The following is a 16,136-nucleotide window of genomic DNA, read 5'->3' as shown; positions in this document are numbered from 1 at the left end:
ATCGAGTAACCGGTTTGTTTTTATCACCGTCGTTGCTACGTACGGCCGAATGGATGCGTCGCGAACACTGGTGGCGATGCTCCCGCGACCAGTACGCCGCCTACCGGCCGATCTCGCTGCCATCCTCATCTTGGTCGCGCTGACGAACATCGCCGTGTTCGCACCCGTTGTCCGGGAGACGCCACTGCGAATCCCGCTGGGACTGGTGTTCGTCATATTTGTGCCCGGCTATGCCGTCATCGCAGCGCTATTCCCCGAAGACGGCTCGTCATCGGTCACAGCACGCGAGTCAACCGACTCAAGCCTCGATGCTGAACCACCGGCCGCCGAGAACGGGGGCTTCTCGAATCGTTTCTCGGAGGGAATCGATGGGATCGAACGCGCGGCGCTCGCGATCGGGCTCAGTATCGCCATCACGCCGCTGCTCGGACTCATCTTGAACTTCACGCCGTGGGGCATTCGGCTGGTGCCGATCATGGTCGCCGGTAGCGCCGTTACCATCGTGGCTGTCGCCGTCGCTGCCGTCCGCCGGTGGGAACTCCCGCCGGACGAGCGGTTCCACGTGCCCTATCGCGAATGGTACGTCACCAGCCGCGAGGCACTGCTTTCGACCGATAGTCGCGCCGACACTGCACTGACCGTGCTTCTAGTTGCGTCAGTCGTGTTGGCAGTTGGGACAGTCAGTTACGCGGTCGTCGTCCCGCCCGACCATGAGCGGTTCTCTGCGGTCTACCTCCTCGGAGAAGACGATGACGGCGAACTCGTCATGGATAACTACCCCGAAGAGTTCATTCAGGGTGAGCCCCAGGAAATCATCGTCGGCGTCGACAATCACGAACACCGCACTGTCGACTACACCGTCGTCGTCCTCGAACAATCGGTTGTCGAGGCGGGCAACGAAACGGTCGTCGAAGACCAACGCGAACTCGAGCGTTTCGAGACACAACTCGACCACGATGAGACGTGGCATCACCCCCACGATGTGGCCCCCACAATGACTGGCGAGGACGTCCGCCTGGTCTGGCTGCTCTATCCGGATGACGTGCCTGACGAACCCGCAATGGAGTCAGCGCCGTATGCCGCCCAACTCTGGATCGACGTCGACGAAGCATGACTGAGTGCGCACAACAGTTCTTGTGCGTTACATTCATAATTAGCAATAGCAACAGGAGATATATGGGTGAGGAACGCGGCCGGGGATCGGCGTTCTGTCAGCAGTGTGCGACAGAGACGCCGATCAAGCGAACCGTTCCCTGGCAGCTCGATATCTGTACCGTCTGTGGCTCGGATATCCCAGCTGGGGACAAGTGATGGCTCACAATATCGCGTTCGTTGCGTGTGACGTATCCACGAGGACGTGGGCGGCACAACCGTAGCCGGTACGCTCTGTCTCGATGCCGGGCAGCAGAGTGTCTATGAGTTCCGGACGAGCGGGTCATACCACTCCTGATTCTCTCGGTACCAATCGATGAACTGCTGGACCCCGTCGCGGATATCGGTTGTCGGTTCGTAGTCCAGAATCTCGGCAGCCTTCGAAATGTCCGCATGGGTGTGTTCGGCATCGCCCTCTCGAGGCTCGCCGTACTCGAGCTCGAGGGATGGATTAATTTCGTCCCGGATGACTTCGGCGAGCGTCGTGATATCGATGTTGTCTGTCGACCCGATGTTCAGGATTTCGCCGTCCGCGCGGTCGTCCTCGAGGAGCTGTTCGTTGATGCGTTTGATATCGCCAACGTAGGTGAAATCCCGTGTCTGTGTGCCGTCGCCGTAGATGACCGGTGATTCGCCGTGCAGACAGCGCGAGACGAAGTTTGTCATCGCCATATTGGGGCGCATCCGGGGGCCGTAGACGGTGAAATAGCGGAGGGCAACCGTGGGAAGCCCATAGACCTCGTTGTAGACGCGGGTGTACTGTTCGGTGGCGAGTTTGGAGACGCCGTAGGGTGAGACGGGGGTGGTCGGGTGGGCCTCATCGTATGGCAGGTACTCCGGTTTGCCATACACTGAGGAGGAGGAGGCGACTACGACCCGGTCGATATCGTGGCTGCGGGCGGCCTCGAGGACGTTGACCGTACCGTCGACGTTGAAGCGGTTGACCTTGGCTGGTTCTTCGACGCTCTTGCGGACGCCCGCCTGGGCGGCCTGGTGGTAGATGACGTCGGTATCGGCGACCAGTTCGTCGAGAAGGTCTTCGTTCGTGATCGAGCCCTCGACGAGGGTGTAGCTGCCGTCGGTTGCCGCGGCTGCTGCTTTGGTGGCGTCGACGTTGCGATCCTTGATACCGAGATTGTAGTAGGGGACGTAGCTGTCGATGACTGTAACGTCATGTCCGCCCTTGGCGAGGCCTTCAGCGATATGGCCGCCGATGAAGCCGGCGCCACCTGTTACGAGGATTTGCATGCCCGGATGCAGTTACGCCACTGATATAAACGAGGTGTTTTCGAAGCTTCTTCGACGGGGCACTCGTACATCGTTTGGCACTGGCTGCAGGCCGCCGAGTTAGGAGAACGGTCGCGTCATCACTGTGCAGTTTCTCGAGACGATTGCTCGCTGATTGATGTTGGCGGGTTTGTTAGCTCCGCCTCAAGCTCTCAATTGCGACGCCAGCGATTGTTACTGTAGCGAGGAAACTGCCAACGAAGAGCACGATGGTGAGGACGATACCTGCAACCCATGCAAAAATTGAGTGTCCATTCACCTTCCTATTCGAGTGGTCTGACAGATACCCCTTCAGGTGTCGCTGTGTCTGATTTAAGTAGTGTTACGCTTTTTGATCGCGTCACGGGAGTTGTATAAGAGGTATCTCGGTGTATATGAGTAGCCGGTCCCAGCGCGTTCGATCGGTGGTCAGGACGAAACGGTGATCACCGACTGGGGATGTAACTTTTTGGGGACGACGCGTGGGGTATCCTCGAGCCCGATAAACAGTTCGCGGGCGGCTATCCGGACTCCCTCATCACTTTCATATTCGGGTGCCCAGCTCAGTGCGTCGAGTCTCTTGCTCAAATCAGAGATCACGGTGCTGCACAGTCGTGAACTGACTGTATTGGCAAAACCGGACCGACAGAAATCTTCGCAGCCATCGTGCGTTCGGATACGGTTCGAGGAGACAACCGAACTCGCTACCAGAGTTGGACGGCGGGTGTCTGACAACTCTGACAGAGTACGGCGCTGTTTCCCTTGTACTCTCCCGGCACGAGCGAGCCGTCTGTACAAAACTGACAGTCATTCCCTTTCAATCGCTCGAGCAACTCTATTTCCTGAACCCTGCCGTATTGCATTCCTGATTACCACATCTCATATCCGACAGATAAGGTTTCGGTCTTGTGACTAGTTCTCAAGATGGAAGCTACCGCGTTTGCAAAGAGCAAGTAGGTTCTTCGCTCCGTCTCGCACCATCTCCCTAATTCTAATACACAACGGCCGATGATCAAAAAATACTGACCCGTGAATTACATAACCAATAGATATTTACCAGTTCTCTCTATAGTACTCTTTAACTGAAATATTGGGAACGGTGGTGGTGCGTACGAATGATAAATTGGAAGCCGAAATACTGCCGTCGTACGATTACTGGAAAAAATGACAATATCAAATCTGCAATGATTGAGACACTTATAGAAGTACACTCTGAACAGAGTGACAATCAGTTACACGGGATGAACCTGAATCACAGACAGAACTACACTGTCGGGAGCGACAGCGATGCGTGACCAGACGTACGCGGAGTCTGCCCTCGATGGTACACAGACACAGCTCTGTGTCGTTGGGCTGGGGTATGTCGGCCTCCCACTGGCCCAAGCGTTCGACAGCGTGGGCCACGACGTGTGGGGTGTTGATATCGACGCCGAAAAAGTGGCGACCCTGGAGGCAGGCGTTGATCCGACGGGTGATGTCGGTAACGATGCGATCGCTGCCAGCGAGATTGAATTTACGACAGAACCGGGACTGGTGGCAGAGGCGGAAATCGTAATCGTGGCGGTGCCAACGCCCGTCGATGATCTCGAGAAACCTGATCTCGGATTGGTTGAGGCGGCCGGGGAGACGATCGGTGCACACCTTCAACCAGGGGCGACGGTCGTCCTCGAGTCGACGGTGTATCCAGGCGCAACCCGTGAGGTGTTCGTGCCCGCGATTGAGCAGTCTTCTGGACTCGACGCTGGGGAGGAGTTCGGTGTCGGATATTCGCCCGAACGGATGGTCCCCGGCGATAGTGATCACGGTCTCGCAGATGTCGTCAAAATCGTGAGTGGGTTGACCGACGAGACACTTACCGAACTCGCCGCATTGTACGAGACGGTCGTCGATGCTGGGGTACACCGCGCTCCGACGATCGAGACCGCCGAAGCGGCGAAGTGTGTCGAGAACACGCAGCGTGACCTGAACATTGCGCTGGTCAATGAGTTAGCCGTGGCGTGTGATCATCTGGGTCTCGAGACGGAGGCTGTGCTCGAGGCCGCAGGTACGAAGTGGAACTTTCATGAGTATCGTCCAGGACTGGTCGGCGGTCACTGCATTCCCGTCGATCCGTTCTATCTGATCTATGAGAGCGAACAGCAGGGCTTCGCACCCGAACTGATCCAGAAGGCCCGTGAGGTCAACGAGTACGTTCCAACCCACGTTGCTGAGATGACCATCAAGGCCCTCAACGAGAGCGAAAACGTGCTCCAGCACAGCCGGGTGCTCGTCGCTGGATTGACGTACAAACCGAACGTCGATGATATTCGCACGTCTGCGATCGACGGCGTTATCGACGAACTTCAGGAGTACGGTATCGAGGTTGTCGGCTTCGATCCGCATGCAGATGACGACCTCATGCGTGAGGAGTTTGGAATCGATGTGCAGGAGGAACTCTCTGTCGAGGGGTTCGACGCACTCGTCATCGGCACGCCTCATAGTGAGTTCCACGGGTTGCCATTCGGCGATTTGGCCTATGAAATGGCCGACGATCCGGTGTTAGTCGACGTTGACGGAACGTTCGAAGAGCAAGGACAACTGAACGACTTTACCTATCGGAGGCTCTGATGTATCGGGACCACACTGTTGGGGTTGTCATCCCGGCGTACAACGAGGAAGGCTTTGTCGGCGATGTCATCCGCGAGATGCCCGACTACGTTGATCGGATGTATCTGATCGATGATTGTTCTACTGATGGTACATGGGAAGAGATCCACACAGCTGCACGCACGGATGCGGCTGGGATCGAACTCGAGTACGATGGTGTCCTCGGGTCGGAACCGACCGAGGAAGCCGAACTCGTTACTGACGGTGGCCGATCCATGCTGGAACAGCGGGCGATCGTCAATGATTCCATCGGACGTGTCGTGCCAATTCAGCACCGAGAGAATCTGGGTGCTGGTGGGGCAATCAAGACAGGCTATCTGGCGGCACTTAAGGATGAAGTTGATATCGTCCCAACCGTCGACGGCGATGGTCAAATGGATCTGTCCCAGCTGCCCAAGCTGCTAGATCCAATCGTGGAGGACGAAGCGGACTACGCGAAAGGGAATCGGTTGTTGTACAAGGAGTTCCGATCGGATATGCCACCGTTCCGGTTCTTCGGAAACTCGATTCTAACGTTCTTAACGAAGATTTCGTCGGGCTACTGGAAGACGATGGATCCCCAGAACGGGTATACAGCGATCTCTCACTATGCATTGGCGAACGTGGGCATTGAGGGGATGTACGAGTACTACGGCTACTGTAACGATCTCCTGGTCAAACTGAATGCCAAGGGAATGCGGGTGGCCGATGTTGCGATTCCTGCGGTGTATGGCGACGAGGAGTCCTCGATCAACTACACGACGTATATTCGGAAGGTGTCGGGGATGTTGCTCCGGAACTTCTTCTGGCGGCTGAAGGTGAAGTATCTCGTACTGGACTTCCATCCGCTAGCATTGTTCTACTTGTTTGGTGCGGCAATGACTGGAATGGGTACCGCTGGTGGACTGTGGTCGCTCTACGCGAAGGTCATGCTCGGTGATCCGCTGTTCATGCGGGCCTCTTCGAGCCTGCTCCTCTTCTCGGTCGGGTGCATGTTCGTGATGTTCGCGATGTTGTTCGATATGCAGGCCAACGAGAGTCGAGAGGTGCAGGTCCGTGAGTGAGAGGGATCTTGCCTGCGTAACGTTGGATCTCGAGAATGACTGGTATTTCGACGCCGACGGCTATGATCACTTGACGCTCGAGTACATTGACGACTACATCGGTGTGATGCGGGACCTAGACGTCCCGGTGACGGTCTTCGCCGTCGGTCGGACGATCGAACGTTTTCCAGAGGTTATCAATCGGTTGGATGCGGAACTCCAGAGCGAGTTCCATCTGCACTCCTACCAACACGATACCTCAAAATCGTACGACTTCCGTGAGGAAATTCGGCAGGGGAAGGCAGCGTTCGAGAACCACTTCGGCGTCGAACCCGAAGGGTATCGCGCCCCACAGGGAAACATCGAGCCCTACGAGTTCGAGGTCCTTGAGGAAGAAGGGTTTCGGTTCGACTCGAGCGTTTTTCCGTCGTATCGGCCCGGCGTCTACAACAATCTCGGCCAACCGATCGAGCCGTACCAGCCCGCCCAGACGGACGAGTTGCTCGAGGTGCCGATCGGCGTCACGACCCGCACGCGCATTCCGACCTGTCAAAGCTACCTCAAGCTGCTTGGACGGCCGTACCTCCGCTATCTCAAACGGGCCGCGCTGCCGGCGCCTCTCGTCGTAAATACACATCTCCAGGACTTCTACCGAACCGCATCCCACGACCGGCTCGATCAGCCGAAACGGTTCATCATGAAACGCAATCTCGATCGGTCCGTGGACCTGTTCATGCGGTTCGTCGAGCAACTTCGCGGCCGAGGGTATGAATTCACTCAAATGTCAGATATCGTCGTCGACCATATTGATTTCGCGAAGTTGACGTACGACGAGTCCGACGAAACGCAGACGGAACCGGACACTAGCGTCGACGAACCTGGCACTGACGCCGACACCGAAACCGAACAAGTGAAGATACCGGAAGACCGCGAGACTACCGATGGCTGACACGTCTCACTAGCAACTGATGATTCCAGAAAAATATCGGCGAGATCTCGATAGCCCGAATACCATTCTTGAACAGTACGTAGCGGCAGATTGTCCCCATCGTTACGAATCAACCATGCTGTCGGAGGTCTACTATGACAACCAATAAGAGTGGTCCCACGGTCCAGACCGGGGTTCCCGACCGAGACGCGTTGCTGGAGCTGCTTAACCAGGCGTACGACGGCTGGGGTACTACCGAGTTGCTCCAATGGAAATACGACGAGTATCCAGAATTCGATCCCGAAGCCCATTGCTTCTATATCGAATGTGATGGGGATCTCGCGGCATACCGTCGTGTCTTTGAGAAGCGCATTGTAACTCCTGATGGAACGGTTCCCCTTTATATCCTCGGGGATACCGCAGTCAACCCTTCGTATCAGGGCCAGGGTCTGTACTCCCGGTTGCATGCTGTCACTACGGGGGAGTACAATGATGCCGGTGTGATTTCGACGTTCAATAGAGTGGGTAACATCACGTACAACGCAAACCTCGACCGTGGGTGGGAATACCGAACGCTTCCATTGCGGCTTCGGATCCTCGATTATTCCACCGTCATCGCACAGTACGCGACCAACGTTGTTTCGTCCGACTCCACGACCTACGCGGGTTTAGAGGCCATCGATCGGTATGTGAACGTCCGGACACCGAGCGGAGATTCCATTGCTCTGACTGAACGCGGAGCAACACGGAACCGATTTGCGTATGGTTTACCGATCCCGGTACCTGCGCGGCTCTTAGATAGGTGCGTTGAGATAGCATCTACCCCGAAGCCCGAGGAGGCGGTCGTCGACATGATACGTGATACGGTCAGATTCGGGTCATCGACAGCTGAAATCCAGTATCAACGGGGGACTGCGTATCGGGTCGAATTACTTACCGACTCCGATGAGGCACCAGTTGACGAACTTGTCGCTCTTTGCCGTTCAGAGCAACCTTCGTTCCGACGAGATGCAGCCGATATTGAGCATTTATTACGCTATCCGGACGCTGATGCGGTACTCATATATCGAGATGACCAGCTGACCGGGTTTGCAGTTGTGGGGCCAAAATCGGAGCCTCTGACGATCGAAGGGCGCGTACTCGAGTTTCAGGCTACAGATGAGTCATCCGAATCACTGTTGATTGATGCAATCGAAAGCGTCGGCCTCCAGCGCGGGTACGACACACTGGTTGCAACCGCGCCGATCGAGCACGACCGGTGGCTCACCGTCGAACGACAGGTCCACATGTGGGATCCGGAAACGTTTACGAACGGAGCAGCACCAGCGATTCGAATGGCACACCTCGGCATGTACGATACCCTATGACACGCACAACACGCAGGTACCGGTTGATTGATAATAATCTGGCAAATTCACTCGAGGTGACGCTCAAACAATGACGCGATCTCCACTCCGCATCTTGCGAGTCGTCCAGAGTACGTATCCCGAAGTCGTTGGAGGGATTGGTCTCCACGTGAGTAGTATGTCGAAACTCCAAGCAGAAATGGGGCACGACGTAACCGTGTTGACCTCCGATAACGGCGATCGGAAACTTCCGCGGGGGGAACATCGGGATGGGTATCGGGTGATTCGACATCGACAGATGATCGAACCGGTTGGAAATTCGATCACACCGGGTATCGTACAAACATTACGCAAGGAGGTCCCGAAGCACGATATTGTTCATCTCCACTCACATCTGTATTTCATGTCAAACGTTGCCGCGGCCATTGCGCGGTTTTCGGACACTCCGGTAGTGATGACGAACCACGGTGTCTGGTCCGACACAGCCCCCCGGTGGCTTCTCAATGCGTTCAATCCGACCGTCGGCCGATTTACGTGGGGGACGGCCGACCGCGTGTTCTGTTATACGGAGACCGACCGCGACCGTCTACGGAATTGGAACGTCAATACGGAGGTTCGAATCATCCCGAACGGGATCGACACCGATCGGTTCGCGCCCGATCCTGAGATCGATCGAAAGAAACAGATCCTGTTCGTTGCCCGGCTGAAGTACAATAAGGGGGCGCAGTTCCTCCTCGAAGCCTTCTCGACGCTGGCCGACGAGTTCTCCGATTACTCGATCAAAATCGTTGGTGACGGGCCGATGCGCGAGAAACTGCCCTCCATTGCCGCAGAACTGGGCGTTCGCGATTGTGTCTCGTTCACTGGGGAACTTCCGAACCACGAACTTCCACGCCACTACAACGAGAGCGAGCTGTTCGTCCTGCCAAGCCTCAACGAGGGACTCCCACGGACCGTTCTCGAGGCGATGGCCTGCGAGACGCCTGTGATCACCTCCGACCTCGAGCAGCTCGGGCCAGTCGTCGAAGGTGCGGGCTACACCGTGCCGACGGAGTCGACGGAGGCGCTGGCGGAGCGCCTTGACGACCTGCTCGGCTCCGAGGAGCGACGCGAGGGGTTCGGGAAGACTGGTCGGAAGAAGGTTATCGAGAGCTACTCGTGGGACGATACCGTGCGGGAAACGACCGAGGAGTACTATTCCGTCATTCAATAATGAAAAAGTTGACCTATTTTATCAATCACATCAGATATGGCGGGGCGGAGATTGGGATGGTGCGACTTCTTGCCGGATTAGACGAAGACGAGTACGACATCACAATTGTCACCCTCAAAGGTTCGAACGAGGACTTAGTCGATGAACTCCCGAATCACATCGAAATTATCGAACTGGGACTGAACAGAAATCCAAGCATTAGAAGCATCCGTGAGTTCAGAAAAGCCACAACTGAGTCAGATGTCTTTGTCTCTTCTCTCACTCCCTCAGCGATTATCGGCCCGTTCTTCACCCGATTATGTCGATCATCGAACGTATACACGTGGAGGCACAACAGCGAGAACCAGTTCTGGCTGAAAAAACTGCTCTACAAACTTTCATACCGGATTTCTGATGGTGTTCTCGTTGATTCCGATGCTGCATACGAATACATGAAAGAGTGGGGCGTAAGCGAGAGCAAACTCTCAATTTTACCCCTATCCGGGGTTGAAATGGAAAAATATCCGCCAGTCGAACACACTCAGGGAAGTCAAATCAGGATAGGAACCGTTGCGAGGTTAGTTCCAGAAAAAGGTTATCCGGAACTTATAAAATGTGCGGAAGCCCTCCCTGAGTACGAGTTCCACGTAATCGGGGATGGTCCTCTCGCAGACGAGTTCAAGACACAAAAGCCAGCCAATGTGGTCTATCACGGTCGAGTTGAGCAGGAGGAGTTGTTCCGACTGTGGGGAACCTTCAATATCTATTTCCAACCCTCTCGATACGAAGGGCTCTGTATTACTGCAATCGAAGGTATGGCCTGTGGTCTTCCAGTGATCGCGAGCCGGGTTGGAGGGCTCACAGAGTCCGTCGTAGAGGGGAAAACTGGATATCTCGTTGAGCAAGGGGATATAGAGGAGTACGTTAGATATCTTCGAAAACTAGCTGAAGATACGGAATTACGATCAGAACTCGGGAGTGCAGCAGCAGAGCGTGTCAACGATCATTACTCTCAAGCAGCACTCGTGGAAGCTTTCGAGCACTCTATTCAAGAAGATATTTGATATCGGGGTGGTAACTGTACGCGTCAAGCCTTTCACCGCAGTACGCCTTCTCTCTAATCTCTTGCCACTGTTCGTGGCGGATATTGATGCGCACTGGAATCTCGTCGACGTCCAGAATCTTCGCTATCGCCAGTCGGTGCATCCCGCCGTGCCAGAGAAACTCCCCGCCTCGAGCGATATCGACGGGAATCTCCCGATATTCTGGCGGTCGTAAGGAGTCGTTCAGACCTCTTATCAACGACCCTTCATCAAGCAACTGAGCCTGAGTTTTGAACCCTTCTTTTCGAATGTAGTCGTAAAGCTCGTCTATTCTTTCGCACCTAGCTCGTGCATCGGATGCTGACAGATTCCCATGTTCAGAAGCGTCGGTCATCAGGAAATCAACGTAGCCAGTTTCCCCCCACTCAACGTCCTTGACGAACCGATCGTAGAATGCCTCGAAGACGATGTCGTCTTCGACTTCCGTGAAGTCCTGATCCCAGTGTCCATCTGCTATCAGTGCCGGTGGGATTCGCTTCGAAGGAGGCGGAGAAACGGGTTTGTGGACAATATCGTCCGGGCTGATCCACACAATTCGATCCGGGCGGACAGGCGAACTGTATTTCCTCCCATGGCGGACCCACGCGTTGGCTCTCAGAACCCACTTCAAAGAATCGTAAACGGGTTTCATCCTTGATTTGGGTCCTTCCAGAATGACCCGAACTTAAAGTCGTATTCCAAGGGGACAAACTTCTCCCCACCGGACCCGTGAGCGACCGTTATTTCGCCGAAGAGTATTGTGTCCTCGGTCGGCTGGTAGAGGTCGACCCGGATGGCATCGAAGTCCTCGCCCAGCGCTTCGGCGATCTTGATCATCTCGTCCAACTGGCTCGGTTCCTCCGCGGTCGGACCGAGCGGGAATTCGAGGGTGAAACCCTGCGGTTCCCAGTCTCTGTTGAAGAACCGCCTCGTGTGGTCGTTGAACCGGTCGAAGTCGACTTCTACGTACTCGACGCGACCGTTGAATACGAAGAACTTGTAGTCCCGTGGGACCTCCTGTGTGTCGCTCTCGATGAAGCTTTCGACAATTATCTTCGGTTCGATTTCCGGATACCAGTACTCGCGTCTCCGTTCCCCGTACGTGCTGTCGAGCCACTCCTCGCACTGAGAAATAATCTCGTCGAAATTCGCGTCTTCTCTGTCCTCGACGAAGATATTCCAACCGCAGCCGTGGTTGGCCTTGATCACGAACTTCTCGGGCAGTTCGTCGAACGGGATGGTCCTGGGATCGTCGGTCACATGGTAGACCTCGTTGAGGATTTCGTCGCCGACCTTTTCATTGACGTACTCTCGAACGCGCCACTTGTCGGCGACCATCGCGTACCGTTCGTCGTCGGTGTACAGCTTCCGATGAAGGAGCTTTTCGTTGAAGCTTTGCGGATAGGAGATGTTCGGCCAGTAGCCAAGGCGTGGGGCCCGTATCAGCTTCTCGTGGAACTCCTCACCAAGGAGACGCTCTAGCACATAGAATAGGGGGGTGAGATAGATTGTCGTGACCCAAACCGCTTTCAGAATCCCCACGATTCTCTCGTCCTCGTACCAGATTTGTAGCCGTTCAACCTTCCCCATGAAATGAACCTGTCAGAGTTATTGGGGAGGTCCTAATTTAGTACTTCCCAAATTGAATCCGACCCCTCCACCCGAATCCGACCGACAACATTAAAACTCGTATTACCAAGTAGTTGGTATAGCGTGGTTTCCAACAACCCCCGCATTCCACTCATCGTGGCGTTTCTAGCGATCAGTGGAATGGTACTCGCGGGCCACTCTACGGGTCGCTTCTATCCGTGGATAATCGCCGTCTTCTTCGTCTCAATGTCTCTGCTGGTCCTGCTCGCACTGAACGGTTCACCGCTATCCGGAATCCTGTCTGGAGGGGTCATTCTCGGGGTCGCGTATCGACTATACTTTAATTTCCACTCGCCGACACCAGTTGGGATATCATCACATAGTTACCCCGAACGCATCGACACGTTCGTTGCGGCTGGAGAACTAGGTGCCGTCGGTGGGTACTATGGAAGTGCTTCAGGTGCCCCATTCCATCGACTCCTACACGGGATGTTTTCCATCATTGGAGGCGTTGATGGATACTACAGCCTCTTTTTGTATGCGATTTTGATTGGGGTTCTGTATCCCCTATTCGTTGTTGCAATTCTGAAGGTATTTGATATCGATGACCATCGAATCCTCGGAGCGGCCGTAATCTTGGCGTTGGTCACGACCGAGGGCCTTCGCCGTGCCTACTGGCCCAGACAGCAGGTCCTTGCAGCGTTCTTCTTTATTGCGGCGGCATATGTGCTGGTGAAGTACGTCCAGAATCCGAATGCCAGGATGTTCTTCCTGATAGGCGCGTTCTCCGCTGCGATGGCTTTCAGCCACAAACTTCCCCTGGCTATCTTCGCGTTTGTGCTCTTCGTGATGCTGTTACTCTACTTGACAGAACGAATAACCTGGGATAACCTAGCAGGACTATCCCCGGTTCAACAAGTGGTCTCCCTCTTTACATTCGTATTTGTCTTGGCCTGGACCCAAATGATCTACATGGAGGGGATGTATCGAACTCTCGTCAGTCGCATACTTCGGTTCACAGGTCAGTTTGGGGGAGGCAGTGTGGATCTTCAGTCCACAGGCTCGGGGGTCGAAGCAACCGCTGCAGAACAAGCACTCCCCGGAATGATCGCCAACTTCTACCAGTACCCGTCTGGACTTTCGCTTTTCGTCGAACGTGGGCATGGTATCTGGATCCTCCTTCTTGCTGGTTTGGCGTGGGCGTACCTGTTTTTCGCGATGCGAGAGCGAAAAACCAGAGGGCGTGTTCTGTCGCTACTCGCCCCGACTGCAGCCTGTGCTGGCCTGACGGTTATTGGAGTAATCTCTATCCGCGCATTGAATCCCACGAGAACGCTACATCTGGCCGAGCCACTGTTAGTAATTATCGTGGTCTTGGCAGTCTGGAGAGCCAGTCTTCTGGACAGGGCCAAGATATTGCAGATTGGAGTCGCCCTCGTCTTTGTCCTATTCATCGCCAGCCAGGTCTTTGCGATGGCGGCAGCTCCAGATTACGCTAATTCTCCCAGGTACTATGCTGACGCCCCGGAGGCGACCGCCCAAACGACGATTTGCGAGTTTGCTTCTGGAGATGTCTATGGAGAACAAGAGCTAGGATATTTCAACGGGATCGATCACCAGTCTAATTGTATATCATCGTTGGGTACGGGACCAGATAGCGCGTTGTTCAACGCTGAAATTACACCTGATGAACACTCATCAGTGATGATGCGGGAGGACATCGATACTTATCATGGACGTTTTGATCGATTTTCATTAACCTGGGAACCCATGACGGAGCTTCGCACAGATTACAATGTCGTATACAACAACGACCAAGCGATGTTGTTCACTAGCTCCAATGAGGGTAGTACGAACGATTAATCGGCATTGACAAACCCGGCTAACCGCTCCTCGAACTCCTCAGGAGCGATATATGTATTCCTGTGTCGCCGTGACCGCTCCATCTCCGCCGGTTCCCCCAGAATTGATTCGTACTGATGGCCGAGGAGATCAGCCATCAAATAAAATGGAGGGATAACAACGCCATTGAACAGTTCGAGGACTTTGGTATGGTCCGGCCAAATCATACCAGTAAGCCCCGCCCCGTGTGGCCCCACAATTCCGTCAGCAGACCGCAGGAGGTTTATTTCTTCCTCGAGAGAAATATCTCCCAAGAATATCGGCTCAACATCGTATGACCAGAGAATAGGTTCGATTTCGTCGAAATTAGTGACCTTCCGTTGTGCAGTTCGTTGGCGAGAGACGTAGACGTATTCGACTGAGTTCTGTTGAGCGGGTACCGAGGCTACCATGCGTTCGCGCAACCACTCTAAGCCGCTTGCAGTGAGTTCTGGCCACGAGGGAACGACGATTTTATCTGCCCGGATCGGCCCTCCATCCCAACGTATGATTTCGTTGTCACTGAATCCCAGGTGGTCAATAAAATCGTAAACGAAGCCAGGAGCATCTCGAGTAACAATGAGACTTACGCTGGTCCCGGTCTGTTCCTGATAATGTGAAACACCGCGGAGGGTGAGTAGACGTTCGATCAGCCAATGATAAAAATTCTGAACTGAACTTTTCCGATGGAGGACCGCAGCCACCTCGACTGTGCGCTCATCAGTTCCTATTAGACGGCTTAATCGGTGGCGAAGGTACGACCGTGAAAGAACCGTCCCAGCGGTGTGTGCGTGTATCTCGTGATGCCTCGCTGGACGTTTCAAACTGTCCGCAATGACCTTATTATCGCGTGTGAGGACAGCCGCACGCGGACCAACGACTGCCGCGTCCTGTAGCTCAGCGACGAATGGATGCCTGAACACGAAATCCGGTTGGGGACGTCGATGGACGGACGGATCGTCCGAGTGAGGCGCAATATCTGAAGTATAGGAGTAGCTCAGCTCAGTCGATCGTTCCTCCAATTTCCACGAGCGAGAGGCAGCGGCCTGAAGTTCGTACGAACTCATCACGAGACCGTCATATTTGTATGACGTGGCTTTCTTCGCAATCGCCTTTGGCAATCCTTGTTTTCCCAGTATCTTATGAATCATCTTTTGAGCAATATCTATTTTGGATTAATCATACAAGCGTTCGGTAGAGACAATCGAATTGATCAATCACTTGATTCGGTTCATACGGAAATAAATTCTCCGTTGTCCGATCAGACATCTGACCGAGCGTTTGCGAATTAAGAACCAGTCGCAATTCTTCAGCCAATTCTCGAATATCCGTTTTGTCGGTCACATATCCTGCTTCACCGACGATCTCAGCAACAGCACCAACGTTCGTAGCGAAGACTGGGGTACCCGTGCATAACGCCTCCAAAAACACCCGGCCGAATGGTTCGTCCCAGCGGCCTAAATACACGAAGAGGTCATGTTCCGCATAGAGAGCAGGGAGTTTTTCGTATGGGACATGACCTTCTATTCGAATATTATTTTCTACACCATGAGAAGCCGCCGCACGCTTGAGGTGTGTCTTCGCAACACCAGCACCGACGACGGTCAGTTCTACAGGAGGATCGAATTGTGTATTGTACTGTTCAAGAAATTCAACCAGTTGGTCGGCCCCTTTGCGGTGGCGTAATGCGCCGACGTATAACAGCTTATACGGTTCCGTGAAGTCACTACGATGATCCATGCAGAACGTTTGATCGACCATATTCGGAATTACGGACATCTGATCTTCAGGGAAGCCGAACGATCGATATTTTTGTTTTACATGGTTCGAGAGAGCGTGAAAATGGGAGATATGATCGACACGGCGTCGTCCTTCCCGAACTTTTCGGTAGTTACGAATACGGTCCTGGAAGCGATACGCAGCACGCACCGAAGTTTCGATTACACCCTTTCCCTCGTACTTGCTCCGGGTGAGACTCTCATGAGCCGTACAGGTAACGCAGCGACCGATTCCAGCACGGTCACAGTCAGT

15 protein-coding genes are annotated in these 16,136 nt (G+C 54.3%); 9 read left to right on the top strand and 6 right to left on the bottom strand.

The features are described 5' to 3' along the window. Positions 1-49 precede the first annotated feature (49 nt). Together NATTI_RS0121555 and NATTI_RS27395 are read left to right on the top strand one after the other, a co-directional pair. Complete coding sequence (locus tag NATTI_RS0121555; RefSeq protein WP_006091995.1) at positions 50-1,114, top strand: DUF1616 domain-containing protein; 1,065 nt, start codon at positions 50-52, stop codon at positions 1,112-1,114. 62 nt (positions 1,115-1,176) lie between these two features. Continuing rightward, entirely contained in the window at positions 1,177-1,311 is a 135-nt protein-coding gene (locus NATTI_RS27395) for a hypothetical protein (protein WP_019992131.1), read from the top strand. A gap of 102 nt (positions 1,312-1,413) precedes the next feature. Here the strand turns inward: NATTI_RS27395 and NATTI_RS0121545 are convergent, their stop codons facing one another. Both NATTI_RS0121545 and NATTI_RS27435 read right to left on the bottom strand, forming a co-directional pair. Further along, positions 1,414-2,400, bottom strand: coding sequence for a GDP-mannose 4,6-dehydratase (locus NATTI_RS0121545; protein WP_006091994.1), 987 nt, complete (start codon positions 2,398-2,400; stop codon positions 1,414-1,416). Positions 2,401-3,122: 722 nt separating this feature from the next. Continuing rightward, the gene (locus tag NATTI_RS27435; RefSeq protein WP_338045779.1) at positions 3,123-3,281 is read right to left on the bottom strand and encodes an HVO_A0556 family zinc finger protein; all 159 of its coding nucleotides are present in this window, start codon (positions 3,279-3,281) and stop codon (positions 3,123-3,125) included. 424 nt (positions 3,282-3,705) lie between these two features. Here NATTI_RS27435 and NATTI_RS0121535 point away from each other — a divergent pair, with 424 nt between their 5' ends. The 6 genes from NATTI_RS0121535 (at position 3,706) to NATTI_RS0121510 (ending at position 10,616) form a co-directional block, all read left to right on the top strand. Further along, complete coding sequence (locus NATTI_RS0121535; RefSeq protein ID WP_006091993.1) at positions 3,706-5,025, top strand: nucleotide sugar dehydrogenase; 1,320 nt, start codon at positions 3,706-3,708, stop codon at positions 5,023-5,025. After that, complete coding sequence (locus NATTI_RS0121530) at positions 5,025-6,107, top strand: glycosyltransferase family 2 protein (protein ID WP_006091992.1); 1,083 nt, start codon at positions 5,025-5,027, stop codon at positions 6,105-6,107. The genes NATTI_RS0121535 and NATTI_RS0121530 overlap by 1 nt, the downstream gene beginning before the upstream one ends. Next, a complete protein-coding gene (locus tag NATTI_RS0121525) occupies positions 6,100-7,035 on the top strand; it encodes a polysaccharide deacetylase family protein (RefSeq protein WP_006091991.1) in 936 nt (311 codons plus the stop codon). Before NATTI_RS0121530 ends, NATTI_RS0121525 begins: the two co-directional genes overlap by 8 nt. Positions 7,036-7,169: 134 nt before the next feature. Continuing rightward, a complete protein-coding gene (locus NATTI_RS0121520; RefSeq protein WP_006091990.1) occupies positions 7,170-8,381 on the top strand; it encodes a GNAT family N-acetyltransferase in 1,212 nt (403 codons plus the stop codon). Positions 8,382-8,451: 70 nt separating this feature from the next. Beyond that, entirely contained in the window at positions 8,452-9,573 is a 1,122-nt protein-coding gene (locus NATTI_RS0121515; protein WP_081603679.1) for a glycosyltransferase family 4 protein, read from the top strand. Then, the gene (locus tag NATTI_RS0121510) at positions 9,573-10,616 is read left to right on the top strand and encodes a glycosyltransferase family 4 protein (protein WP_006091988.1); all 1,044 of its coding nucleotides are present in this window, start codon (positions 9,573-9,575) and stop codon (positions 10,614-10,616) included. The genes NATTI_RS0121515 and NATTI_RS0121510 overlap by 1 nt, the downstream gene beginning before the upstream one ends. On the opposite strand, the gene NATTI_RS0121505 is transcribed toward NATTI_RS0121510, so the two are convergent. Next, on the bottom strand, positions 10,597-11,286 hold the full coding sequence (locus NATTI_RS0121505) for a hypothetical protein (protein ID WP_241434393.1): 690 nt from the start codon (positions 11,284-11,286) through the stop codon (positions 10,597-10,599). The two genes, NATTI_RS0121510 and NATTI_RS0121505, sit on opposite strands and share 20 nt — an antisense overlap. Continuing rightward, on the bottom strand, positions 11,283-12,224 hold the full coding sequence (locus tag NATTI_RS0121500) for an ATP-grasp fold amidoligase family protein (RefSeq protein ID WP_006091986.1): 942 nt from the start codon (positions 12,222-12,224) through the stop codon (positions 11,283-11,285). Before NATTI_RS0121500 ends, NATTI_RS0121505 begins: the two co-directional genes overlap by 4 nt. 123 nt (positions 12,225-12,347) lie before the next feature. On the opposite strand from NATTI_RS0121500, the gene NATTI_RS0121495 reads away from it, so the two are divergent. After that, a complete protein-coding gene (locus NATTI_RS0121495) occupies positions 12,348-14,087 on the top strand; it encodes a hypothetical protein (protein WP_241434392.1) in 1,740 nt (579 codons plus the stop codon). Here the strand turns inward: NATTI_RS0121495 and NATTI_RS27165 are convergent. Together NATTI_RS27165 and NATTI_RS27550 are read right to left on the bottom strand one after the other, a co-directional pair. Next, positions 14,084-14,809: a glycosyltransferase family 61 protein gene (locus tag NATTI_RS27165; RefSeq protein WP_241434391.1), complete on the bottom strand. Its 726-nt coding sequence runs from the start codon at positions 14,807-14,809 to the stop codon at positions 14,084-14,086. The genes NATTI_RS0121495 and NATTI_RS27165 overlap by 4 nt on opposite strands. 475 nt (positions 14,810-15,284) lie before the next feature. Further along, positions 15,285-15,845: a glycosyltransferase gene (locus tag NATTI_RS27550; protein WP_394296419.1), complete on the bottom strand. Its 561-nt coding sequence runs from the start codon at positions 15,843-15,845 to the stop codon at positions 15,285-15,287. Positions 15,846-16,136: the final 291 nt, after the last annotated feature.

The organism is Natronorubrum tibetense GA33, from assembly GCF_000383975.1.
GTDB classification, from domain to species: Archaea; Halobacteriota; Halobacteria; order Halobacteriales; family Natrialbaceae; genus Natronorubrum; species Natronorubrum tibetense.
The sequence above is the reverse complement of the archived record's forward strand: the minus strand, read 5'-3'. Positions and strand labels throughout refer to the sequence as shown.

Excerpts from the sequence above, each read along its gene's own strand:
- NATTI_RS0121555 (WP_006091995.1), top strand. The coding sequence starts at position 50 with ATGGATGCGTCGCGAACACTGGTGGCGATGCTCCCGCGACCAGTACGC.
- NATTI_RS27395 (WP_019992131.1), top strand. The coding sequence starts at position 1,177 with ATGGGTGAGGAACGCGGCCGGGGATCGGCGTTCTGTCAGCAGTGTGCG.
- NATTI_RS0121545 (WP_006091994.1), bottom strand. The coding sequence starts at position 2,400 with ATGCAAATCCTCGTAACAGGTGGCGCCGGCTTCATCGGCGGCCATATC.
- NATTI_RS27435 (WP_338045779.1), bottom strand. The coding sequence starts at position 3,281 with ATGCAATACGGCAGGGTTCAGGAAATAGAGTTGCTCGAGCGATTGAAA.
- NATTI_RS0121535 (WP_006091993.1), top strand. The coding sequence starts at position 3,706 with ATGCGTGACCAGACGTACGCGGAGTCTGCCCTCGATGGTACACAGACA.
- NATTI_RS0121530 (WP_006091992.1), top strand. The coding sequence starts at position 5,025 with ATGTATCGGGACCACACTGTTGGGGTTGTCATCCCGGCGTACAACGAG.
- NATTI_RS0121520 (WP_006091990.1), top strand. The coding sequence starts at position 7,170 with ATGACAACCAATAAGAGTGGTCCCACGGTCCAGACCGGGGTTCCCGAC.
- NATTI_RS0121515 (WP_081603679.1), top strand. The coding sequence starts at position 8,452 with ATGACGCGATCTCCACTCCGCATCTTGCGAGTCGTCCAGAGTACGTAT.
- NATTI_RS0121510 (WP_006091988.1), top strand. The coding sequence starts at position 9,573 with ATGAAAAAGTTGACCTATTTTATCAATCACATCAGATATGGCGGGGCG.
- NATTI_RS0121505 (WP_241434393.1), bottom strand. The coding sequence starts at position 11,286 with ATGAAACCCGTTTACGATTCTTTGAAGTGGGTTCTGAGAGCCAACGCG.
- NATTI_RS0121500 (WP_006091986.1), bottom strand. The coding sequence starts at position 12,224 with ATGGGGAAGGTTGAACGGCTACAAATCTGGTACGAGGACGAGAGAATC.
- NATTI_RS27550 (WP_394296419.1), bottom strand. The coding sequence starts at position 15,845 with ATGGATCATCGTAGTGACTTCACGGAACCGTATAAGCTGTTATACGTC.